This window comes from Klebsiella sp. EMBS2024, assembly GCF_036233805.1.
GTDB lineage: Bacteria > Pseudomonadota > Gammaproteobacteria > Enterobacterales > Enterobacteriaceae > Klebsiella > Klebsiella pneumoniae.
In genome coordinates this window covers 3,773,714-3,793,872 of sequence record NZ_JAZARW010000001.1, presented here as the reverse complement: position 1 = coordinate 3,793,872, position 20,159 = coordinate 3,773,714, and the positions used below count along the sequence as shown (strand labels likewise).

The following is a 20,159-nucleotide window of genomic DNA, read 5'->3' as shown; positions in this document are numbered from 1 at the left end:
CTAGTGGCTGTGAGCGTGGTGGTCATGATGAGCATGATGATGACCGTGGCTCTCGCTGGCGTAAGCGCCGGCTTCCGGCTCGAACGGCAGCTGGCCAAAGGACACCGTCAGGCCGAACTGGCGCAGCATATCGTCCAGCACGTGATCGTGATGGTAGCGCAGCTCGCCCGGCATGATCTGCAGCGGCACGTGACGGTTGCCGAGGTGGTAGCAGGCCTTCGCCAGCATAAACGGATCGTCGCAGCGCACTACCGACACCCCTTCATCAGCGGCAATCACCTGCACAAACTCGGTGCCTTCTTCGTTGCTGAGCACATCGCCGCCGCGCAGCAGCAGGCCGCGGGGCAGCAGCAGGCCGGCTTCCCGGCCATCGTTGAGGGTGACCTTAACCCGGCTTTTGACGCGAACATCAATCGGCAGCGTAACGCTGGCGGTCGCGGCGGCGGGGATCTCCAGACGTTGAGTTAAATAAAGCATCCGCTCTCCTTAAAACAGAAAATATCGTTGCGCCATCGGCAGAACGTCTGCCGGCTCGCTGGTGATAAGTTCGCCATCCACCCGCACCTCATAGGTCTGGGCGTCGACGGTGATGTTAGGCTGCAGGCTGTTGTGCACCATGTCGGCTTTCTGCACCGTACGGCAGCCTTTCACCACGGCGATCGCGCTGCGCAGGTTCAGCCGCTCGGCAACGCCATTGGCTGCCGCCGCCTGCGACAGGAAGGTGAGGCGGCAGTGATGGCGGGCGCTGCCCAGCGCGCCAAACATCGGGCGGTAGTGCACCGGCTGCGGGGTCGGAATAGAGGCATTGATATCGCCCATCGGCGCGATGGCGATCATGCCGCCTTTGATCACGGTGGCCGGTTTCACGCCGAAGAAGGCTGGCGACCAGACCACGAGGTCAGCCAGCTTACCCACCTCAATGGATCCGACTTCGTGCGCGATGCCGTGGGTCAGCGCCGGGTTGATGGTGTATTTGGCGATGTAGCGCTTCACGCGGAAGTTATCGTTATCCCCGGTCTCCTCCGCCAGCGCGCCGCGCTGCACCTTCATACGATGCGCCACCTGCCAGGTGCGGAGAATCACTTCCCCGACGCGGCCCATGGCCTGCGAATCGGAGGAGGTGAGCGAGAAGGCGCCGAGGTCGTGCAGCACGTCTTCCGCGGCGATGGTTTCCCGGCGAATGCGCGACTCGGCAAAGGCCACGTCCTCGGCAATGTCCGGGTCCAGATGGTGGCAGACCATCAGCATATCGAGATGTTCATCGATGGTGTTGAGGGTGTAGGGCAGCGTTGGGTTGGTGGACGACGGCAAAATGTTTGGATGGGCGCAGGCGGTGATGATGTCCGGCGCATGGCCGCCGCCGGCCCCTTCGGTATGGAAGGTGTGGATGGTGCGTCCGCCGATGGCGGCGAGGGTGTCTTCCACAAAACCGGATTCATTGAGGGTGTCGCTGTGCAGGGCGACCTGAATGTCCATTTCATCGGCGACGGTTAACGCACAGTCGATCGCCGCCGGGGTGGCGCCCCAGTCCTCATGGATCTTCAGGCCAATGACGCCCGCCGCCACCTGCTCGCGCAGGGCGTCCGGCTGAGAAACGTTGCCCTTGCCCAGCAGGCCGATATTGACCGGCAGGCTGTCGGCCGCCTGCAGCATGCGTGAGATATACCACGGGCCCGGGGTACAGGTGGTGGCGTGGGTGCCCGCGGCCGGGCCGGTGCCGCCGCCGACCATGGTGGTCACGCCGGAGACCAGCGCCTCTTCCGCCTGCTGCGGACAGATCCAGTGAATATGGGTATCGATCCCGCCGGCGGTGACAATTTTTCCTTCGGCGGCAATTACTTCCGTCGCGGCGCCGATGGGGATGGTGACGTTGGGCTGGATGTCGGGGTTGCCGGCTTTGCCGATGGCGAAGATCCGGCCGTCCTTCACGCCGATATCGGCCTTAACGATCCCCCAGTGATCGACGATCAACGCGTTGGTGAGCACCAGGTCGACACAGTCGGCGGCCAGCATCTGCCCCTGGCCCATGCCGTCGCGGATCACTTTGCCGCCGCCGAATTTGACCTCTTCCCCGTAGGTGGTCAAATCGTCCTCCACCTCGATCCACAGCTCGGTATCCGCCAGGCGCACCTTGTCGCCGACGGTGGGGCCGAACATATCGGCATAGGCCTGGCGTGAAATATTACTCATCGTTTACCTCCAGAGGGCCCATGACCTCGCCGCGGAAGCCGAAGACGGCGCGGTGACCGGCCAAGGCCACCAGCTCGACCTCGCGTTTCTGGCCGGGTTCAAAGCGTACCGCCGTGCCCGCCGGGATATTCAGGCGATAGCCGGCGGCCTGCTGACGGTCGAACTTCAGCGCCGGGTTAACCTCGGCGAAATGGTAGTGCGAACCGACCTGAATCGGCCGATCGCCGTGGTTCTCAACGACCACGCGACAGGTTGCCCGGCCGGTATTCAGGGCTATCTGACCGGGCTTAACGTGATATTCACCGGGGATCATGGCGCTACCTCAGATAATCGGGTTGTGAACGGTGACCAGCTTCGAGCCGTCCGGGAAGGTGGCTTCGACCTGGATATCCGGGATCATTTCCGGGACGCCCTCCATCACCTGCTCGCGGGTCAGGACATGACGGCCTTCCTCCATCAGCGAGGCCACGCTTTTGCCGTCCCGAGCGCCTTCCATAATAAAGGCGCTGATCAGGGCCACGGACTCCGGATAGTTGAGCTTCAGGCCGCGGGCCAGGCGACGCTCCGCCACCAGCGCGGCGGTAAACAGCAACAGCTTGTCTTTTTCTCGGGGGGTCAGTTCCATAACGTTCTCTTAAGTCAGCCAGATTCGGGGAAGTACGGGAGATTTACCGGTGAGATGAGGGCGCAGAAACTGCCATACGTCGCGCATCACCCGCTGGCAAATCAGATTATCGTCACTGAGGAAACGCACCGTCAGCAGGCGGTCGGTCAGGCTGGCGCCGGCGTAGAGACCGAGCGGCGCCAGCGCGTCGCGCACCCCGTCGAGCAGGGCATCGGTAGCCGGATAGCACAGCAAAGTGCCGACCCAGGGACGTTCGGCGACGCTGGAGAGCTCTCCCTCCTGCAGCTGCAGGCGCTCGACCAGCAGCGGCTCATCGTCCACCCATACCTCCAGCCGGTTGCTGAGGGTGCCGTGGCTGAAGGTTTCGCCAATCACCGGGCGGCCAAGGCAGAGCAGATCCCAGGCCAGCAGCCTGCTGGAGGCGCAAAGATGAAAGGTAGTGAACAGCCGGGCATTGGCCCCGGGAAAGAAGATGGCATCCTGCGGGAGCCACTCCAGGGTCGCCTGCGGGGCAAGGGTCAACTGCTGGCGAACTAGCGCTTGCGCGCCGCTGCTGCGGTAAAACTTGCTGGCGCCAGGCATGGTTATCAGCGTATGGCAGCCGGGGGCAAGGTGCGCGCTAATTGTCAGCTCATCACCGCCGACGATGCCGCCGGGCGGGTGAAGCAGATAGAGGTGACAGGTCTCTTCTTCCGGGTAAAACGGGCGCTGGACGGTCAGCGGGCCGACGTGTTGGGCGCTGGCGAGAACGGTCTTGCCGCCGGCCTGCTGAAAGCGGAGATCCAGCGTGGCCTGCCAGCCTTTTTTGAGTGGTGGTAACACGGTGCCGTGCAATGTTGCGCCCCTGCAAAATCAAGATAAAACAGCAGCAATGAGTATTGATCGGCGGGAGTTTATCCCGGTCATACGAAACGCTTATGTCATCCGTAACCCGGAGCGTCGCGACGGGCGCGAGGGGAAAGCGGCATAACCGCTCCGGATTATTCACCCGGATAATCTTTGCCGTCAATATCCTGATCCGCAGCCTGGGCGCGGCGGAAAAGGCGGCGGATCGGGTTGCGCCGCGCCGCCAGCCGCCAGCGCAACTTTTGCCTTTCCATGCTGCTAACGTATTGTTACAAAAGGAGGATGTGGCGATGATCGCCTTTGATGGCGAGGAGGCGTAAAAGGGCGGATGAAAGGCGCGATTAGCGCAGGGGAGTTCCCCGGCTGGCGGAGCCGGGAGGGGAGATTACTTCTGCTCTGGCGTTTTTTTCTTCTTCACGCGGGTCCAGATTTTGCTCTCCTGGCGGCGCCACAGACGCTGAATGTTGTCGTGATGGCGCAGGAGGATCAGGCAGGAGAGCATCGACACCGGAAAGGTGTACTGCGGTTTGAACCACCAGACGTAGAACGGGGCGATCAGCGCGCTGACGATAGCGCCCAGGGAAGAGTAACCGCTGAGCAGGATGGTCAGCAGCCAGGTCCCGGCCATCACCCCGGTGAGATCGAGCCCGATGGGGGCGATAGCGCCGAAGGCCGTGGCGACGCCTTTACCGCCGCGGAAATGAAAGAAGACTGGCCAGATATGGCCCACGCAGGCGGCAATCGCCACTAACCCCAGCCAGAACGGCGTAAGGCCCAGCGCCCAGGCGCCCCACACCGGGAGCATGCCCTTCAGCACATCAAAAATAAGTACCGCTACGGCCGCCCCTTTTCCGCCAATTCGTAGTACGTTAGTGGCCCCGGGGTTGCCTGAGCCGCTGTCGCGTGGGTCGGGCAGGCCAGCAAGGCGACATACCAGAATGGCGCTGGAAATGGAGCCGCAGAGGTAGGCGAGGAGTACCAGTCCAGGCGCGATTGCACTCATAACGCTGTTCCGTTTTGAAAATGTCGTTGTATTCTCTGCATCTGTGGATAATACGCATAATTCGCCGGAAGTGGTATCCGGTTTAGCTAAAAAGCAGGCAGGGCGTGATGGATATTGTATTTATAGAGCAACTTTCGGTAATCACCACCATCGGTGTTTATGACTGGGAACAAACCATTGAGCAGAAGCTGGTGTTCGATATCGAAATTGCATGGGATAACCGCAAGGCGGCCGCCAGCGATGATGTCAGCGATTGCCTCAGCTATGCTGATATCAGCGAGCGCGTGATCGCGCATGTGGAGGGGGGGAAATTTGCGTTAGTGGAGCGGGTGGCGGAAGAGGTGGCCGACCTGCTGCTGGAAACATTCCAGTCGCCATGGGTGCGCATAAAAGTCAGCAAACCTGGCGCCGTGGCTCGCGCGGCAAACGTCGGGGTGATTATTGAACGTGGCCTTAATCTGAAACAAAACTTTTCAGGTCATACTTGTTAAACAAATTGCGTTTATACCGGTCATAGCATCCGGTCATCAGGCAATTTTACTGGCGATGTCCTTCCAGAACGGTGGACGAATCCGTGTGTACTTCCTGTACGCTGCGGATTACGCGCGCTCTGGCAGCCGGGTTGTGCCTGTTGAACGATACCGTGTTCCTGGTTTTTTTCATTTTACTTTTTTAAAGGGTTTAATTGGATGAGCGATATACACTCGCTGCTGGTGGCGGCAATATTGGGTGTGGTTGAGGGTTTGACAGAGTTTTTACCTGTTTCCAGTACCGGTCATATGATTATTGTTGGTCACCTGCTGGGGTTTGAAGGTGATACCGCAAATACCTTTGAAGTGGTGATTCAGTTAGGTTCGATACTCGCCGTGGTGGTGATGTTCTGGCGTCGCCTGTTCGGCCTGATCGGCATCCATTTCGGGAAACCGCCGGCGCATGAAGGCCAGGGCAGCGGCCGTTTGTCGCTTATCCATATCCTTCTCGGCATGATCCCCGCGGTGGTGATGGGGCTGATTTTCCATGACACCATTAAATCCTTGTTTAACCCGGTGAACGTGATGTACGCCCTGATTGTCGGTGGCGTATTGCTGATTGCAGCGGAAGTGCTGAAGCCGAAACAGCCGCGCGCGGTCGGGATTGACGATATGACCTACCGTCAGGCGTTCGTCATCGGCTGCTTTCAGTGCCTGGCGCTGTGGCCAGGTTTCTCCCGCTCGGGGGCGACTATCTCCGGCGGCATGCTGATGGGCGTCAGCCGCTATGCGGCCTCGGAGTTCTCTTTCCTGCTGGCGGTACCGATGATGATGGGCGCCACCGTGCTGGACGTCTACAAGAGCATCGGCTTCCTGAACATGGGCGATGTCCCGATGTTCGCCGTCGGCTTCGTGATGGCGTTTATCGTGGCGCTGATTGCGATTAAAACCTTCCTGCAGCTGATCAAACGGATCTCGTTCATTCCGTTCGCTATCTACCGCTTTATCGTCGCGGCAGCGGTGTACGTGGTCTTCTTCTAAGGCCTGCGCCCTCAGCCTTGCGGCTGGGGGCAACGCTGTTCCTTCCACTGCGCTACCGCCGCAATTCTCCGCCGCGTCAGCTCCTCGCGAATTTCCGCCCCTTTAAAGCCCGCCGCGACGACCTCTTTAGTGGAGACCGACTGCGCCACTTCCCAGGCCTCCAGCAGCAGGCGCCCCTGCGGGTAATCGCTGGCCTCGAAACCGGTGCGTCCGCGGACGTCGGCTTCGCTGGTGAGCGCGATCTGCTGCACGCGCTGCGGTTTGCGCCACGCGTCAATGCTGTCGAAGAGTTTGACGAGGGTTTTCGGCTGCAGAATTGGCAGGGTGTGGATTAGGTCATGGTACTCCGCCACCAGTTTCGCGAGATCGCGGATATCGTTCGGCACCCGCAGACGCGCGCAGAGCTGCTCCACCAGCTTGACTCCCGCCGGACCATGGCCGTGGTGACGCGGCCAGAGCGCCTTCGGCGTCAGCCCTTTGCCGAGGTCATGGCACAGGGTGGCGAAACGTACGTCGACATCCGGCGACAGCATCGCGGCCATCGTGACGGTCATCAGGGTGTGCAGGCCGGTGTCGATTTCCGGATGCCATTTCGCCGGGGCCGGCACGCCGTACAGGGCGTCAATCTCCGGGAACAGCACCTTGAGAGCCTGACAGTCGCGCAGCGTCTGGAAAAAGACCTGCGGGTTGCGAGTAGTTAATGCGCTTTCCGTCTCCTTCCACACCCGCTCCGGCGTTAAATGCGCCAGCTCGCCGGCCTCAACCATCGCGGCCATCAGGGCCTGGGTCTCTTCGGCAATGCGAAAACCGAGGTGGGCGTAGCGGGCGGCAAAGCGCGCGACGCGCAGCACGCGCAGCGGATCTTCACTAAACGCGGGAGAGACATGGCGCAGCAGGCGCTGACGGAGATCGTTCTGTCCGCCGTAGGGGTCGATAATTGCGCCGTCGGCATCCTGGGCGAGGGCATTGACCGTCAGGTCGCGGCGCAGCAGATCGGCTTCGAGGGTGACGTCCGGGGCGGCATAGCAGGTAAAACCGGTATAGCCCGCGCCGGATTTGCGCTCGGTGCGGGCCAGGGCATACTCTTCCCGGCTTTGCGGATGGAGGAACACGGGAAAATCGCGGCCTACCTGTTGATAGCCCGCGTCTAGCATCTGTTGCGGGGTGGCGCCCACCACCACCCAGTCTCGGTCTTTGACCGGCAGCCCTAACAGCGCGTCACGCACCGCGCCACCGACCAGATAACTCTTCACGCCTGATTCTCCCGTATCCGTTTTTCGCAAGATGATACGTAAGTCTGGCAGAGAAGACGAATTAGTTCATCCACCGGTCTTTGCGTTTGCGGCTTGGCACCAGATGCGGCAGCACCAGACCGAGCAGCAGACCGACGCCCAGCACACCGCCGCCGTACATAAACCACTGCATGATAATGGTGCGCTGTTTATCATCAAGCTGCAGATTTGCCGCATTCACCTTCTTCTGCGCGACAACCAGCTCGTTTTTCAACTTTTGGTTCTCGTCCTTCAGCGCGTTAATCACGCTGTCGCTGCCGGCGACTTTCTTCTGCATATCCGCCGTGCGCTGGTTCCAGGTGGCATCGATGTTATTCAGCTTATCGGTCAGCGTTTTGACCTGGTTTTCCAGATCCGGGACGCGGGTGCGCAGGCTGGGCTCGTTGCTCAGCTCTTTCAGCGGGATCCAGGCGGTACGGCCGTTGCTGTCGCGAATTTGCGCGTAACTGGTGCTGTCGTTCGTTTGCAGTACCGACACTTCTTCCCCGGCGTTGATGGTGCCGACCAGACGATAATTATCGCCCGGGCCGCTGCGAACCCAGGTGTTCAGCTCATCGGAAACGTAGCGCTTTTCTTCTGCGTGAACCGCCGTGGCGGCGCTAAGCGCGAGCAAAGTAAAAGTAATCAGGCGTAATTTTGGCATCAGGTCATCGTTTGGTCATAAAAAGTGGAACGATAGTAGAGGCATCGCCAGAGCGACGCAAAGTTTTCCGCCACAATCGGAATCATCCAGGAGGTGGCCCGGCAAAAAGCGCGTTGCATGGCGATTCACCGCAAAATACTATCTACTGACAAAAAATATTGTCGTAAGTTCGCCGCAATTTGTCGGCGCAGCACAGAAGCGGAAGAATTCAGTCATGGCTCAAGAAATCGAACTCAAGTTTATCGTCGCTCAGGATGGGGTAGAGACGCTGCGCGAGCAGCTCAATGCGCTCGAGGCGAAACATACGCCCGCGGGCCAGTTGCTGAACATTTATTACGAAACCGCCGATAACTGGCTGCGTCGTCACGATATGGGGCTGCGCATCCGCGGCGATCAGGGGCGTTATGNGATGACGCTGAAAATCGCCGGTCGGGTGGTCGGCGGCCTGCACCAGCGCCCGGAATATAATATTCCACTGGATAAACCGGAGCTGGCGCTTGAGCGCCTGCCGGCGGAGGTCTGGCCGCAAGGGGAACTTCCGGCCGCGCTGGCGGAGCATGTCCAGCCGCTGTTCAGCACCGATTTTGCCCGTGAACGCTGGGTGATCCAGGAAGGAAAGAGTGAGATTGAGATTGCCCTCGATCGTGGCGAAGTGAAGGCGGGCGAACATCAGGAGCCGATCTGCGAACTGGAGCTGGAGCTGCTCGCCGGGGAGACCGCCGATCTGCTGCGCCTCGCGCATCGTTTGCTGGAGAGCGGCGTCCTGCGTCAGGGGAGCCTGAGCAAAGCCGCGCGCGGGTATCATCTGGCGCAAGGTAACAATGAGCGTCCGGTGACCCGGCTGGCGGTGCTGCCGGTGGCAGCGAAGGCCAGCGTGGAGCAGGGGCTGGAGGCGGCGCTGGAGAGCGCCCTGGCGCATTGGCTGTATCACGACGAGATCTGGCTGCGCGGCAACGCAAAAGCCAAAGCGGAAATTCTGCTGGCGATAGCCCGCGTGCGCCATGCCCTCGTGCTGTTCGGCGGCATCGTGCCGCGTAAGGCGACCACCCACCTCCGCGCGTTGCTGAACGACGCCGACGCCGTTCTGCTGGCTGCGGACACCGCCGACGAAGCGTTATTCCGCACCGAGGTCGTTGGCGCCAAACTGGCCCTGACCGAATGGCTGGTCCAGCGCGGGTGGCGTCCGTTCCTCAACGAGGCGGGAGAGAAAAAAATAGCCGGATCGTTCAAACGGTTTGCCGATATTCACCTCTCGCGGGTGGCGGCCGAGCTGCGCAGCGCCGTGCAGCATCTGGCGGTAGAAGATGCCGCTGACCAGTTGCCGAAGCTGTCCCGCGACATCGACAGCGTCCAGCTGCTGGCGGGCGCCTATGGCGACGCCGTCGCGCCCTGGCTGGAGAACTGGCAGGAACTTCAGCGTGCGATAGAGCATGACGACCGCAGCGTGTTTGAATATTTCCGTCGCCAGGCGCTGGCTGCCGAGCCGTTCTGGCTGCATAGTGGAAAACGATAATTACAGGCCAGGGAGCCCTTATGATGCCGCTTTCTCCGCAGTTACAGCAGCACTGGCAGACGGTCGCTGACCGTCTGCCAACGGATTTTCCCGTTGCCGAACTGAGCCCACAGGCCAGGTCGGTGATGGCGTTCAGCGATTTTGTCGAACAGGGTGTGATCGCTCAGCCGGGCTGGCTGAATGAGCTTGCGGACTCCGCGCCGGCGGCGGAAGAGTGGCGGCATTACGAAGCCTGGCTGCAGGAGCGCCTGCAGGCCGTCACTGACGAAGCGGGGTTGATGCGAGAGCTGCGTCTCTTCCGCCGCCAGATGATGGTCCGCATCGCCTGGGCGCAGGCGTTGTCGCTGGTGCGCGAAGAAGAGACGCTGCAGCAGCTGAGCGTCCTGGCGGAGACCCTGATTGTCGCCGCCCGCGACTGGCTGTACGCCGCCTGCTGTAAAGAGTGGGGAACGCCATGCAACGCCGAGGGTCAGCCGCAGCCGCTGCTGATCCTCGGGATGGGAAAGCTGGGCGGCGGCGAGCTGAACTTCTCTTCCGATATCGATCTGATCTTTGCCTGGCCGGAGCATGGCGCCACCCGCGGCGGCCGTCGCGAGCTGGATAATGCCCAGTTCTTTACCCGCCTGGGGCAGCGGCTTATCAAGGCGCTGGATCAGCCGACGCAGGACGGCTTTGTTTATCGGGTGGATATGCGCCTGCGGCCGTTTGGCGACAGCGGGCCGCTGGTGCTCAGCTTTGCGGCGCTGGAAGATTATTACCAGGAGCAGGGGCGGGACTGGGAACGCTACGCGATGGTGAAAGCGCGGATCATGGGCGATAACGACGGCGCCTACGCCAGCGAACTGCGCGCGATGCTTCGCCCCTTCGTCTTCCGCCGCTATATCGACTTCAGCGTGATCCAGTCGCTGCGTAACATGAAAGGCATGATCGCCCGTGAAGTGCGGCGTCGCGGGCTGAAAGACAACATCAAGCTCGGCGCCGGCGGCATTCGTGAAATTGAATTTATCGTTCAAGTCTTTCAGCTGATCCGCGGCGGTCGCGAACCTGCGCTGCAGCAGCGCGCGCTATTGCCGACACTGGCGGCGATTGATGAGCTGCATCTGCTGCCGGAAGGCGACGCGACGCTGCTGCGCGCGGCCTATCTGTTCCTGCGCCGGCTGGAAAACCTGCTGCAAAGTATCAACGATGAACAGACCCAGACCCTGCCGCAGGATGAACTGAACCGCGCCAGACTGGCGTGGGGGATGCATACCGATGACTGGGAGACGCTGAGCGCGCAGCTGGCGAACCATATGGCCAACGTACGGCGGGTGTTTAATGAACTGATCGGCGATGACGAGGCTCAGTCGCCAGATGAGCAGCTGGCCGAGTACTGGCGCGAGCTGTGGCAGGATGCGCTGGAAGAAGATGACGCCAGTCCGGCGCTGGCGCATTTAAACGACGCCGACCGCCGCAGCGTGCTGGCGCTGATTGCCGATTTCCGCAAAGAGCTGGATCGGCGCACCATCGGCCCGCGCGGCCGCCAGGTGCTGGATCAGCTGATGCCGCATCTGTTGAGCGAAATCTGCTCGCGCGCCGATGCGCCGCTGCCTCTGGCGCGGATCACGCCGCTGTTGACCGGGATCGTCACCCGCACCACCTATCTTGAACTGCTGAGCGAATTCCCCGGCGCGCTGAAACACCTGATTACGCTCTGCGCGGCATCGCCGATGGTCGCCAGCCAGCTGGCGCGCCACCCGCTGCTGCTGGATGAGCTGCTGGATCCCAACACCCTCTATCAGCCGACGGCGACCGATGCCTATCGCGACGAGCTGCGTCAGTATCTGCTGCGGGTGCCGGAAGAGGATGAAGAGCAGCAGCTGGAGGCGTTGCGCCAGTTCAAGCAGGCGCAGCAGCTGCATATCGCGGCGGCGGATATCGCCGGCACCCTGCCGGTGATGAAGGTCAGCGATCATTTAACCTGGCTTGCCGAAGCGATCCTCGACGCGGTGGTGCAGCAGGCATGGGGGCAGATGGTGGCTCGCTACGGCCTGCCGACCCACCTGCACGATCGCCAGGGGCGCGGCTTCGCCGTCGTCGGCTACGGCAAGCTCGGCGGTTGGGAGCTGGGCTACAGCTCCGATCTCGACCTGGTGTTCCTCCATGACTGCCCGGCGGAGGTGATGACCGACGGCGAGCGGGAGATTGACGGCCGTCAGTTCTACCTGCGGCTGGCCCAGCGGATCATGCATCTGTTCAGCACCCGCACCTCGTCCGGTATTCTCTACGAAGTGGACGCCCGGCTGCGCCCTTCCGGCGCGGCGGGGATGCTGGTTACCACCGCTGACGCGTTTGCCGACTATCAGCAGAACGAGGCCTGGACGTGGGAGCATCAGGCGCTGGTGCGCGCCCGCGTGGTCTATGGCGACCCGGCGTTGCAGGCGCGCTTTGACGCCATTCGTCGCGATATCCTGACCACCCCGCGGGAGGGTGCAACCCTGCAGACCGAGGTTCGCGAGATGCGCGAGAAGATGCGCGCCCACCTCGGCAACAAGCATCCCAATCGTTTTGATATCAAAGCCGATGCCGGCGGGATCACGGATATTGAATTTATTACCCAGTATCTGGTCCTACGCTATGCCAGCGACAAGCCGAAGCTGACCCGCTGGTCTGATAATGTGCGTATTCTCGAGCTGCTGGCGCAGAACGACATCATGGACGAGGAGGAAGCGCGCGCCTTAACGCACGCGTACACCACCTTGCGTGACGCGCTCCATCACCTGGCCCTGCAGGAGCTGCCGGGACACGCGGCGCCAGAGGCCTTCAGCCGGGAGCGCGAGCAGGTCAGCGCCAGCTGGCAGAAATGGCTGATGGCTTAACTATAAAATCGGGTGTGCTATTATCGCGCGCAAAGTTTGCGTCTCGCAGGAGAGAGTCATGAAAGTAACGCTGCCGGAGTTTGAACGTGCAGGAGTGTTGGTGGTGGGTGATGTGATGCTGGACCGCTACTGGTACGGCCCCACCAGTCGTATTTCCCCGGAAGCCCCGGTGCCGGTGGTGAAGGTGGAAAATATCGAAGAACGTCCTGGCGGCGCGGCAAACGTAGCGATGAACATCGCCTCGCTGGGGGCAACCTCGCGCCTGGTGGGATTGACCGGGATTGATGACGCCGCCCGCGCGCTGAGCCAGGCGCTGGCCAACGTCAATGTGAAGTGCGACTTCGTCTCCGTCCCGACTCACCCGACTATCACCAAGCTGCGGGTGCTGTCGCGCAATCAACAGCTGATCCGCCTCGACTTTGAAGAGGGCTTCTCCGGCGTCGATCCGCAGCCGATGCACGAGCGCATTCAGCAGGCGCTGGGCTCTATTGGCGCGCTGGTCCTTTCGGACTATGCCAAAGGGGCGCTGACCAGCGTCCAGACCATGATCCGACTCGCACGTGAAGCGGGCGTGCCGGTGCTGATCGATCCGAAAGGCACCGATTTCGAACGCTATCGCGGCGCGACGTTGCTCACCCCGAACCTCTCTGAGTTTGAAGCGGTGGTGGGCAAGTGCCAGGATGAAGCGCAGATCGTTGAGCGCGGCATGAAGCTCATCGCCGAATTCGAACTGTCGGCGCTGCTGGTGACGCGCTCTGAGCAGGGGATGACGCTGCTGCAGCCGGGGCGTCCGCCGCTGCATATGCCGACCCAGGCCCAGGAAGTGTACGACGTGACCGGCGCCGGCGACACGGTGATTGGCGTGCTGGCGGCGACCCTGGCGTCCGGCAACACCCTGGAAGAGGCCTGCTATTTCGCTAACGCCGCGGCGGGCGTGGTGGTCGGTAAGCTGGGTACATCCACCGTTTCCCCTGTCGAGCTGGAAAACGCGGTCCGCGGCCGGGCTGAGACCGGCTTTGGCGTGATGAGCGAAGAGGAGCTCAAACAGGCGGTTGCGGCGGCGCGCAAGCGCGGCGAGAAAGTGGTGATGACCAACGGCGTCTTCGACATTCTGCATGCCGGTCATGTCTCCTATCTGGCGAATGCGCGCAAGCTGGGCGACCGTCTGATCGTGGCGGTCAACAGCGATGCCTCCACCAAACGTCTGAAAGGCGAAACCCGCCCGGTGAACCCGCTGGAACAGCGGATGATCGTGCTGGGGGCGCTGGAAGCCGTCGACTGGGTGGTCTCCTTCGAAGAAGATACTCCGCAGCGCCTGATCGCTGGCATCCTGCCGGATCTGCTGGTCAAAGGCGGCGACTACAAACCGGAGCAGATCGCCGGCAGCGAAGAGGTCTGGGCGAACGGTGGCGAAGTGTTGGTGCTCAACTTTGAAGATGGCTGCTCGACTACCAATATTATTAAGAAAATACAAAAAGATAGCGAAAAATAACTTTTTCGATATTCACCCGTGTGTNNGGTGAAACATCACGGCCTGCGATAGACGTATCGCGGGCCGTTTTTATTTAATCATGTGGAAAATGATTTAGCGCAATAAATAATCATGTTAAGCGCATTTTTCGTACAAATCGCGTTAAGGTAAGCGTAAATACTGAAGTGAGTAAAAGGCATATGACTGATCAGAACATCCACCGCTGAAGGAGTATGCGCATGAACCATAACGATATGTATTCAATGAAGAATTTTGATTTTTTGGCGCGGAGTTTCGCCAGAATGCACGCCCAGGGCCAGCCAGTTGATCTTCAGGCCATTGTCGGCAATATGGATGAAGAACATCGTGAATGGTTTTGCCAGCGCTATGAACTGTACTGTCGCCAGGTGAGTAGTCAGGCGGAAGCCGCCCATTAAGCCAAACGCAAAACGGGCCCCCAGGGGCCCGTTTTTTACTGCTGCTCTTCGCTGCCCGGCGTCGTCGCCGGGCGGTTTTCGAGGTCATTCAGGCGCTGCTCCAGCAGCGCCAGTTTTTCCCGGGTCCGCAGCAGCACCTGAGTCTGCACGTCAAACTCTTCGCGGCTAACCAGATCCAGACGGGTCAGCTGCGACTGCAGCGCCTGGCGGATTTTCTTCTCAACATCCTCACCCAGATCGCGAAGTCCTTTTGGCATCGACTCATGGACCTGGCGGGCGATTTGTTCAATTTTTTTCGGGTCAATCATGGTGGTTTCCTGCTCGGGTCGGATGATTGATCATTGTAGTGCGAACCAGGCCGCCTATAAACCAGAAATGTTTGAAGCTTATGCATTGCCGAGGATAGTCAATAGCGTTATAGTTATCTCGCTTATTCTCAGGGCGGGGCGAAATTCCCCACCGGCGGTAAATCAACCATGGCGTTGAAAGCCCGCGAGCGCTTCCCGTGACTACGGGAAGGTCAGCAGATCCGGTGTAATTCCGGGGCCGACGGTTAAAGTCCGGATGGGAGAGAGTAACGGCACAGTCGGGCCCAGGCCCGCTCGCGTTGACTTTTGCCGCTAAACCGGCGCTCCTAAGACTGCCCTGATTCTGGTAACCATAATTTTAATGAGGTTTTTTTACCATGAATCAGACGCTCCTTTCTTCTTTTGGTACCGCTTTTGAACGTGTGGAACACGCTTTGAACGCCCTGCGCGAAGGCCGCGGCGTGATGGTGCTTGATGATGAAGACCGTGAAAACGAAGGCGATATGATCTTCGCCGCTGAAACCATGACCGTTGAGCAGATGGCACTGACCATTCGTCACGGCAGCGGCATTGTGTGCCTGTGCCTGACCGAAGAACGCCGCAAACAGCTGGATCTGCCGATGATGGTAGAGAACAACACCAGCGCCTACGGCACCGGCTTCACCGTGACCATCGAAGCGGCCGAAGGTGTGACCACCGGCGTCTCCGCTGCCGACCGCGTGACCACCGTCCGCGCGGCCATCGCCGACGGCGCGAAACCTTCCGATCTTAACCGTCCAGGTCACGTCTTCCCGCTGCGTGCGCAGCCGGGCGGCGTACTGACCCGCGGCGGTCACACCGAAGCCACTATCGACCTCGTGACCCTGGCTGGCTTTAAACCGGCAGGCGTGCTGTGCGAGCTGACGAATGACGATGGCACCATGGCCCGCGCGCCGGAGTGCATCAAGTTCGCTCAGCAGCACAATATGGCGGTAGTCACGATTGAAGATCTGGTGGCCTATCGTCGCGAACATGAGCGTAAAGCCAGCTAAATAGCGGTTCGCTACGCCCGAGCACAGCCCACTTGTTAGTGGGCTGTGTTGTTTCTGCGCTTTAACCGATGCCCATCGTCTGGAGTACCACCAGGCTCAGCCCCATGACCGACATCCCGCACAGGACGCCGTAGCTTGGATTGCTTTGCGGATCGATCTCTTTCGCCAGCGGCATCAGTTCATCGACCGACAGCGCCACCATAATCCCGGCGACGGCAGCCATGATCGCGCCCATCACCAGCGGCGAGACCAGGCTCCCCAGAATCAACCACGCCAGCACGCCGCCCAAAATTTCCGCCATGCCGGAAAGCCCGGCCCAGAGCACCGCTTTGCTGCGCGAGCCGGTGGCGGCATACACCGGTCCGGCAACCGCCAGTCCTTCCGGAATATTGTGCAGGGCGACGGCAAGGGCGACGCCCATGCCAAGCTCGAGGTTGTTGCTGGCCGTGACATAGGTGGCGATCCCTTCCGGAAAGTTATGCAGGCTGATCCCCAGTGTCAAAAGAATAGCGGTGCGGCGTAAGTTGCGCGGGCGCGGCATGGCGGGAGTCATCAGATCCTGCGGGTGGGCGTGCGGCAGCAGGCGGTCAAGGCCAAAGTAGCCCAGCAGGCCGACAACAAACACTCCGTAGCCGAGCAGCGGCGACATGCCCTCGGCGGCCAGCGCGGCAGGCAGCATTTCCATCAACGAAATCAATAGCATAATCCCGGCGGCAAAGCCGAGGGAGAAGCCAAGCAGGCGGTTAGAGGGTTTCTGGCCAATCACGCCGAATATGGCGCCAATGAAGGTTGCGCTACCGGCTAACAGCGTCAATATTAAGGGTGATGACATCGCTTCTCTCCCTGTGAAAATAATTACATACGAGTATATTGCCTGAGGATGCGCGTACGGGACACGTCCCTTTACCGCGAATTACATTCAAATTTTCTGACGATCATCATCATGGTTATCTGAGTTTATCCTGGCGCAAAAGCGCGTAATGTGAGCACATCACATTGACACCCTAAGGATATCATCATGTCCCGTACCCGAATGCCCGCGTTGTTTCTCGGCCATGGCAGCCCAATGAACGTGCTGGAAGACAACCGTTATACCCGCGCCTGGGCTCAACTGGGCGAAACCCTGCCGCGTCCGAAAGCGATCGTGGTGGTCTCTGCGCACTGGTTTACGCGCGGTACGGGCGTAACGGCGATGGAGGCGCCGAAGACCATTCATGACTTCGGCGGTTTTCCGCAGGCGCTGTATGACACGCATTATCCGGCGCCGGGCTCTCCGGCGCTGGCGCAACGGCTGGTGGAGCTGCTCTCGCCGGTGCCGGTCACCCTCGATACAGAAGCCTGGGGATTTGACCATGGCTCGTGGGGCGTGCTGATTAAAATGTATCCGCAGGCGGATATCCCGATGGTTCAGTTGAGCATCGACAGCACCAAACCGCCGGCCTGGCATCTCGAAATGGGGCGGAAACTGGCCTCGCTGCGTGATGAAGGCATTATGCTGGTGGCCAGCGGCAACGTGGTGCATAACCTGCGCACCGCCCGCTGGCATGGCGAGAACACGCCGTACCCTTGGGCAGAGTCCTTCAATAACTACGTGAAAGCGAATCTGCAATGGCAGGGGCTGGACGAGCAACACCCGCTGGTTAACTACCTGGCACACGAAGGGGGCTCGCTCTCCAATCCGACGGCGGAGCATTTCCTGCCGCTGCTGTATGTCCTGGGGACGTGGGATGGCGTTGAGGCGATGACGATCCCGGTCGATGGTATCGAGATGGGCTCGCTGAGCATGCTGTCGGTGTTGGTTGGCGCCTGATGATAGCGCGCTCCGGCGGCATTTACCGTCGCCGGAGCGCGGCATTATTCGACGAAAATGTGCGGATAGAAGCGCGACAGATCCTGGGTGATCAGCGCCCGGTCTTCGCGAATACCGATCCCTGCAGGCTGGTCGTTGATGAGCCAGCTGCCAATCAGCGTATAGCTATCGCCAAACTTCGGCAGCGGGTAAAACGCCTGCACGATGGTGCCTTCTTCCCCGTACGGGCCTTCTACTGCCTCCACCACTTTGCCATTTTCAACGATCGACACGTTAGCGCCTTCGCGGGAGAAGATTGGCTTAATGACGTACTTCTCCATCTCCGGGTGAGCATCTTCGCTGAAGTAGGCCGCCAGCAGATTAGGGTGATTGGGGAACATCTCCCACAGCATCGGCAGCAGCGCCTTGTTGGAGATAATGCTTTTCCACGCCGGCTCCAGCCAGCGGACGCCAGCGTCTTCCAGCTTGGTGGAGAACATCTCCCGCAGCATAAACTCCCACGGATAGAGCTTGAACAGATTGCCAATCACCTGATCCTGCAGATCGGTAAACTGGCCTTTTTCGCCCAGGCCGATATCTTCAACGTAGAGGAATTCCGTCGCCAGCCCCGCTTCAGCGGCGCAGTCCTGCAGATACTGCACGGTACCGCGATCTTCAACGGTATCGCGGCAGCAGGCCATATGCAGCAGCTGAAAGCCAAACTGCTCGCGCAGCTCGCCGAAGCGATCGATCAGCTTTTCCTGCAAACTGTTGAACTGGTCGCTGCCCGCCGGCAGCTTGCCGGCGTTGAGCTGATCTTCCAGCCAGATCCACTGGAAGAAGGCCGCTTCATACAGCGAGGTCGGGGTGTCGGCATTGTTCTCCAGCAGCTTCGGTTCGCCGACGCCATCCCAGGCCAGGTCGAGACGTGAGTAGAGCGACGGCTGGTTGGTTTTCCACGACTGGCGTACAAAACCCCAGGTGTGTTTAGGGATGCGGAATTTGGTCATCAGCTCATCGCTGGCGATCACTTTTTCCACCACCTGGAGGCACATCTGATGTAGCTCAGCGGTGACCGCTTCCAGCTTTTCCACCTGCGCGAGGGTCAGCTTGTAATACGCCTCTTCGCTCCAGTAGGGCTCGCCGTACATGGTATGGAAGTTGAAACCGTACTCGGTCGCTTTCTCGCGCCAGTCCGGGCGCTCGGTAATACTGACTCTTTCCATGTTGCTTAGCCGCCCATTGAGCGAGAAGAGGACGTTGAGCCTGCGGCGCTACGCTGCATGGTCGACTGTTTCGCTACCGACTCGCCAAAGCCGCCGCGGGTGACGGTGGTGGTGGTGGCTGGCTTCGGCGCCATCGCGGTTTTCGGCACGTTCATGGTGCGGCCCGGCTGGGCGGCGCCATAGCTCTTGCCGCTGGCGTCAGTGTACTGACCGTAGGCCGGGCTGGCCGGATTTTTCGAGCTGAACAGCGGCTGCTGTTGCGCCATGCCGCCGCCCATCAGGCGGCCCATCATGTAGCCGGCCATCAGCGGCATCCAGAAGCTGCCGCTGCTTTGCGCCTGCGCCTGGTTTTCCGGGGCGACGCCCGCCTGGGCTGGCGTCTGCTGGCACTGGCCTTCGCCAAACTCGGCGACGCAGTCTTCGCGGGTGGCATACTTCGGCGCAGTGCGCTCTGCCTCTTTTACCGCGTTGGTGTAGGCCGTGGTGCATTCGGCTGCTTTGCCCGGGTTGGCGGCGGAGCAGTCATCGGCGTTCTGGTACAGCGACACCGTTTCGTCGCTTTTTTCACAACCGGCGAGCATAAAGACCGCGGTGACGGCCAGCGCGACCGGCGTCAGATGGCGTGCGCTCCAGCTTTTGCGGAACGACGAATGATTAATATTTTTTGTCCGTTTCATATTTGTCTTCCAGGACCCAGTGGTATGGCGTGTGTTAACGCTCAGGATAGAGGATGAGTGGTGGAAAATGAAGCGAAGAGGGGCGCTAAGCGGGGGATCTTTACGTTGCCTTACGTTTAACGCATCGCCTGTCCGACGGACAGGCGATGCGCATCACAGTATGAGAATTACTGACGGAACGGATTGCTGCCGCTGCTCTGGGTGGTCCGTGCGGACGCCGGCTTCACCGCCGCGGTAGTGTTGCCGTAGCCATCAGCGGTGGCATCCTGTTGCGGATTTTCCGGCGCGACGCTATCTGCGGAGGTGGAGATGGGTTTACCCAGCGTGTTGTTCAGGGCGACCAGATCCTGCTCGTTCAGGGTACCTAACGCCGACTTAATGTTCAGCTCGTTGATCAGGTAGTTGTAGCGCGCATTCGAGAGCTGCTGCTTAGCGTTATACAGCGTAGTGGTGGCGTCGAGGACGTCAACGATAGTACGCGTACCCACCGAGTAGCCAGCTTCCATGGCATCCAGGGAGCTTTGCGCAGAGACCACCGCCTGTTTGTAGGCGTTGATGCTGCTGATGGAGGCGTTCACGTTGTTAAACGATGAACGCACAGTCTGCACGACGCTGCGGTGGGCGCTTTCCAGCTGCTCGCTGGCGCCGACGAAGTTGTATTGCGCCTGTTTGACCTGCGAGGTCACCGCGCCGCCCTGATACAGTGGCAGAGAGAAGTTCAGGCCGATTTGGTTCTGCC

The 20,159-nt window shown here is 60.4% G+C and carries 24 protein-coding genes and 1 riboswitch; of the genes, 9 read left to right on the top strand and 15 right to left on the bottom strand.

Translation table 11 applies throughout. The features are described 5' to 3' along the window. Genes ureE through VZP09_RS17390 form a run of 5 tightly spaced genes read right to left on the bottom strand, consistent with a single transcriptional unit; the run spans position 1 to position 3,649 of the window. A complete protein-coding gene (gene ureE, locus VZP09_RS17410) occupies positions 1 to 477 on the bottom strand; it encodes an urease accessory protein UreE (protein WP_087759304.1) in 477 nt (158 codons plus the stop codon). A 9-nt stretch (positions 478 to 486) separates the two neighbouring features. Then, a complete protein-coding gene (gene ureC, locus VZP09_RS17405) occupies positions 487 to 2,190 on the bottom strand; it encodes an urease subunit alpha (protein ID WP_015958999.1) in 1,704 nt (567 codons plus the stop codon). Further along, positions 2,183 to 2,503, bottom strand: coding sequence for an urease subunit beta (locus tag VZP09_RS17400; protein ID WP_032415556.1), 321 nt, complete (start codon positions 2,501 to 2,503; stop codon positions 2,183 to 2,185). The genes ureC and VZP09_RS17400 overlap by 8 nt, the downstream gene beginning before the upstream one ends. 9 nt (positions 2,504 to 2,512) lie before the next feature. Continuing rightward, complete coding sequence (locus tag VZP09_RS17395; RefSeq protein WP_002916871.1) at positions 2,513 to 2,815, bottom strand: urease subunit gamma; 303 nt, start codon at positions 2,813 to 2,815, stop codon at positions 2,513 to 2,515. Positions 2,816 to 2,824: 9 nt separating this feature from the next. Next, entirely contained in the window at positions 2,825 to 3,649 is an 825-nt protein-coding gene (locus tag VZP09_RS17390; RefSeq protein ID WP_004174349.1) for an urease accessory protein UreD, read from the bottom strand. Here VZP09_RS17390 and VZP09_RS17385 point away from each other — a divergent pair. Continuing rightward, on the top strand, positions 3,639 to 3,785 hold the full coding sequence (locus VZP09_RS17385) for a short-chain dehydrogenase (RefSeq protein ID WP_004144529.1): 147 nt from the start codon (positions 3,639 to 3,641) through the stop codon (positions 3,783 to 3,785). The two genes, VZP09_RS17390 and VZP09_RS17385, sit on opposite strands and share 11 nt — an antisense overlap. 10 nt (positions 3,786 to 3,795) lie before the next feature. Here VZP09_RS17385 and VZP09_RS17380 read toward each other — a convergent pair whose 3' ends face one another. Beyond that, on the bottom strand, positions 3,796 to 3,915 hold the full coding sequence (locus tag VZP09_RS17380; protein WP_020324810.1) for a hypothetical protein: 120 nt from the start codon (positions 3,913 to 3,915) through the stop codon (positions 3,796 to 3,798). A gap of 131 nt (positions 3,916 to 4,046) precedes the next feature. Continuing rightward, positions 4,047 to 4,664 carry a glycerol-3-phosphate 1-O-acyltransferase PlsY gene (gene plsY / locus VZP09_RS17375; RefSeq protein ID WP_004144530.1) on the bottom strand — a complete coding sequence of 206 codons (618 nt, stop codon included), beginning with the start codon at positions 4,662 to 4,664 and terminating at the stop codon, positions 4,047 to 4,049. Positions 4,665 to 4,771: 107 nt separating this feature from the next. Between plsY and folB the strand changes: the two genes are divergently transcribed. Both folB and bacA read left to right on the top strand, forming a co-directional pair. Next, the gene (gene folB / locus VZP09_RS17370) at positions 4,772 to 5,155 is read left to right on the top strand and encodes a bifunctional dihydroneopterin aldolase/7,8-dihydroneopterin epimerase (RefSeq protein WP_004150923.1); all 384 of its coding nucleotides are present in this window, start codon (positions 4,772 to 4,774) and stop codon (positions 5,153 to 5,155) included. Positions 5,156 to 5,353: 198 nt separating this feature from the next. After that, positions 5,354 to 6,175: an undecaprenyl-diphosphate phosphatase gene (gene bacA, locus VZP09_RS17365; protein WP_004144532.1), complete on the top strand. Its 822-nt coding sequence runs from the start codon at positions 5,354 to 5,356 to the stop codon at positions 6,173 to 6,175. Between the two features lie 11 nt (positions 6,176 to 6,186). Here bacA and VZP09_RS17360 read toward each other — a convergent pair whose 3' ends face one another. Together VZP09_RS17360 and VZP09_RS17355 are read right to left on the bottom strand one after the other, a co-directional pair. Next, positions 6,187 to 7,428, bottom strand: a complete 1,242-nt coding sequence (locus VZP09_RS17360) for a multifunctional CCA addition/repair protein (protein ID WP_002916864.1) — start codon at positions 7,426 to 7,428, stop codon at positions 6,187 to 6,189. Between the two features lie 61 nt (positions 7,429 to 7,489). Further along, positions 7,490 to 8,110: a TIGR04211 family SH3 domain-containing protein gene (locus VZP09_RS17355; protein ID WP_002916862.1), complete on the bottom strand. Its 621-nt coding sequence runs from the start codon at positions 8,108 to 8,110 to the stop codon at positions 7,490 to 7,492. Positions 8,111 to 8,324: 214 nt separating this feature from the next. On the opposite strand from VZP09_RS17355, the gene VZP09_RS17350 reads away from it, so the two are divergent. Genes VZP09_RS17350 through hldE form a run of 3 tightly spaced genes read left to right on the top strand, consistent with a single transcriptional unit; the run spans position 8,325 to position 13,973 of the window. After that, positions 8,325 to 9,623, top strand: coding sequence for a CYTH domain-containing protein (locus VZP09_RS17350; protein WP_328795301.1), 1,299 nt, complete (start codon positions 8,325 to 8,327; stop codon positions 9,621 to 9,623). 20 nt (positions 9,624 to 9,643) lie between these two features. Beyond that, positions 9,644 to 12,481: a bifunctional [glutamate--ammonia ligase]-adenylyl-L-tyrosine phosphorylase/[glutamate--ammonia-ligase] adenylyltransferase gene (glnE, locus tag VZP09_RS17345; RefSeq protein WP_165452881.1), complete on the top strand. Its 2,838-nt coding sequence runs from the start codon at positions 9,644 to 9,646 to the stop codon at positions 12,479 to 12,481. Positions 12,482 to 12,539: 58 nt separating this feature from the next. Beyond that, a complete protein-coding gene (hldE, locus tag VZP09_RS17340) occupies positions 12,540 to 13,973 on the top strand; it encodes a bifunctional D-glycero-beta-D-manno-heptose-7-phosphate kinase/D-glycero-beta-D-manno-heptose 1-phosphate adenylyltransferase HldE (RefSeq protein ID WP_004174353.1) in 1,434 nt (477 codons plus the stop codon). 77 nt (positions 13,974 to 14,050) lie between these two features. On the opposite strand, the gene VZP09_RS17335 is transcribed toward hldE, so the two are convergent. Beyond that, positions 14,051 to 14,200, bottom strand: a complete 150-nt coding sequence (locus VZP09_RS17335) for a hypothetical protein (RefSeq protein ID WP_004144536.1) — start codon at positions 14,198 to 14,200, stop codon at positions 14,051 to 14,053. Here VZP09_RS17335 and glgS point away from each other — a divergent pair. Then, positions 14,192 to 14,389, top strand: a complete 198-nt coding sequence (gene glgS, locus VZP09_RS17330; RefSeq protein ID WP_002916857.1) for a cell surface composition regulator GlgS — start codon at positions 14,192 to 14,194, stop codon at positions 14,387 to 14,389. The genes VZP09_RS17335 and glgS overlap by 9 nt on opposite strands. Before the next feature lie 35 nt (positions 14,390 to 14,424). Here glgS and ubiK read toward each other — a convergent pair whose 3' ends face one another. Then, complete coding sequence (gene ubiK, locus VZP09_RS17325) at positions 14,425 to 14,697, bottom strand: ubiquinone biosynthesis accessory factor UbiK (protein ID WP_004174355.1); 273 nt, start codon at positions 14,695 to 14,697, stop codon at positions 14,425 to 14,427. A gap of 120 nt (positions 14,698 to 14,817) precedes the next feature. Further along, positions 14,818 to 14,969, top strand: a riboswitch (FMN riboswitch). Between the two features lie 105 nt (positions 14,970 to 15,074). Here ubiK and ribB point away from each other — a divergent pair. After that, positions 15,075 to 15,728 (top strand): 3,4-dihydroxy-2-butanone-4-phosphate synthase, encoded by a 654-nt coding sequence (gene ribB / locus VZP09_RS17320; protein ID WP_002916855.1) that lies wholly within the window; start codon positions 15,075 to 15,077, stop codon positions 15,726 to 15,728. Positions 15,729 to 15,789: 61 nt separating this feature from the next. On the opposite strand, the gene zupT is transcribed toward ribB, so the two are convergent. Further along, on the bottom strand, positions 15,790 to 16,560 hold the full coding sequence (zupT, locus tag VZP09_RS17315; RefSeq protein ID WP_064153291.1) for a zinc transporter ZupT: 771 nt from the start codon (positions 16,558 to 16,560) through the stop codon (positions 15,790 to 15,792). Between the two features lie 186 nt (positions 16,561 to 16,746). Here zupT and ygiD point away from each other — a divergent pair, with 186 nt between their 5' ends. Next, complete coding sequence (gene ygiD, locus VZP09_RS17310) at positions 16,747 to 17,538, top strand: 4,5-DOPA dioxygenase extradiol (RefSeq protein ID WP_004174357.1); 792 nt, start codon at positions 16,747 to 16,749, stop codon at positions 17,536 to 17,538. Between the two features lie 44 nt (positions 17,539 to 17,582). On the opposite strand, the gene VZP09_RS17305 is transcribed toward ygiD, so the two are convergent. From VZP09_RS17305 to VZP09_RS17295, 3 genes are all read right to left on the bottom strand, one after another. Beyond that, positions 17,583 to 18,743: a glutathionylspermidine synthase family protein gene (locus VZP09_RS17305; protein WP_004900674.1), complete on the bottom strand. Its 1,161-nt coding sequence runs from the start codon at positions 18,741 to 18,743 to the stop codon at positions 17,583 to 17,585. A gap of 5 nt (positions 18,744 to 18,748) precedes the next feature. Next, the gene (locus VZP09_RS17300; protein ID WP_002916849.1) at positions 18,749 to 19,420 is read right to left on the bottom strand and encodes a DUF1190 family protein; all 672 of its coding nucleotides are present in this window, start codon (positions 19,418 to 19,420) and stop codon (positions 18,749 to 18,751) included. A gap of 167 nt (positions 19,421 to 19,587) precedes the next feature. Next, a partial coding sequence (locus tag VZP09_RS17295; RefSeq protein ID WP_328795300.1) for a TolC family protein occupies positions 19,588 to 20,159 on the bottom strand: 572 nt, incomplete at its 5' end.

Coding starts and splice junctions, on each gene's coding strand:
- ureE (WP_087759304.1), bottom strand. CDS start 477: ATGCTTTATTTAACTCAACGTCTGGAGATCCCCGCCGCCGCGACCGCC.
- ureC (WP_015958999.1), bottom strand. CDS start 2,190: ATGAGTAATATTTCACGCCAGGCCTATGCCGATATGTTCGGCCCCACC.
- VZP09_RS17400 (WP_032415556.1), bottom strand. CDS start 2,503: ATGATCCCCGGTGAATATCACGTTAAGCCCGGTCAGATAGCCCTGAAT.
- VZP09_RS17395 (WP_002916871.1), bottom strand. CDS start 2,815: ATGGAACTGACCCCCCGAGAAAAAGACAAGCTGTTGCTGTTTACCGCC.
- VZP09_RS17380 (WP_020324810.1), bottom strand. CDS start 3,915: ATGGAAAGGCAAAAGTTGCGCTGGCGGCTGGCGGCGCGGCGCAACCCG.
- plsY (WP_004144530.1), bottom strand. CDS start 4,664: ATGAGTGCAATCGCGCCTGGACTGGTACTCCTCGCCTACCTCTGCGGC.
- folB (WP_004150923.1), top strand. CDS start 4,772: ATGGATATTGTATTTATAGAGCAACTTTCGGTAATCACCACCATCGGT.
- bacA (WP_004144532.1), top strand. CDS start 5,354: ATGAGCGATATACACTCGCTGCTGGTGGCGGCAATATTGGGTGTGGTT.
- VZP09_RS17355 (WP_002916862.1), bottom strand. CDS start 8,110: ATGCCAAAATTACGCCTGATTACTTTTACTTTGCTCGCGCTTAGCGCC.
- glnE (WP_165452881.1), top strand. CDS start 9,644: ATGATGCCGCTTTCTCCGCAGTTACAGCAGCACTGGCAGACGGTCGCT.
- hldE (WP_004174353.1), top strand. CDS start 12,540: ATGAAAGTAACGCTGCCGGAGTTTGAACGTGCAGGAGTGTTGGTGGTG.
- glgS (WP_002916857.1), top strand. CDS start 14,192: ATGAACCATAACGATATGTATTCAATGAAGAATTTTGATTTTTTGGCG.
- VZP09_RS17335 (WP_004144536.1), bottom strand. CDS start 14,200: ATGGTTCATGCGCATACTCCTTCAGCGGTGGATGTTCTGATCAGTCAT.
- ubiK (WP_004174355.1), bottom strand. CDS start 14,697: ATGATTGACCCGAAAAAAATTGAACAAATCGCCCGCCAGGTCCATGAG.
- ribB (WP_002916855.1), top strand. CDS start 15,075: ATGAATCAGACGCTCCTTTCTTCTTTTGGTACCGCTTTTGAACGTGTG.
- zupT (WP_064153291.1), bottom strand. CDS start 16,560: ATGTCATCACCCTTAATATTGACGCTGTTAGCCGGTAGCGCAACCTTC.
- ygiD (WP_004174357.1), top strand. CDS start 16,747: ATGTCCCGTACCCGAATGCCCGCGTTGTTTCTCGGCCATGGCAGCCCA.
- VZP09_RS17305 (WP_004900674.1), bottom strand. CDS start 18,743: ATGGAAAGAGTCAGTATTACCGAGCGCCCGGACTGGCGCGAGAAAGCG.
- VZP09_RS17300 (WP_002916849.1), bottom strand. CDS start 19,420: ATGAAACGGACAAAAAATATTAATCATTCGTCGTTCCGCAAAAGCTGG.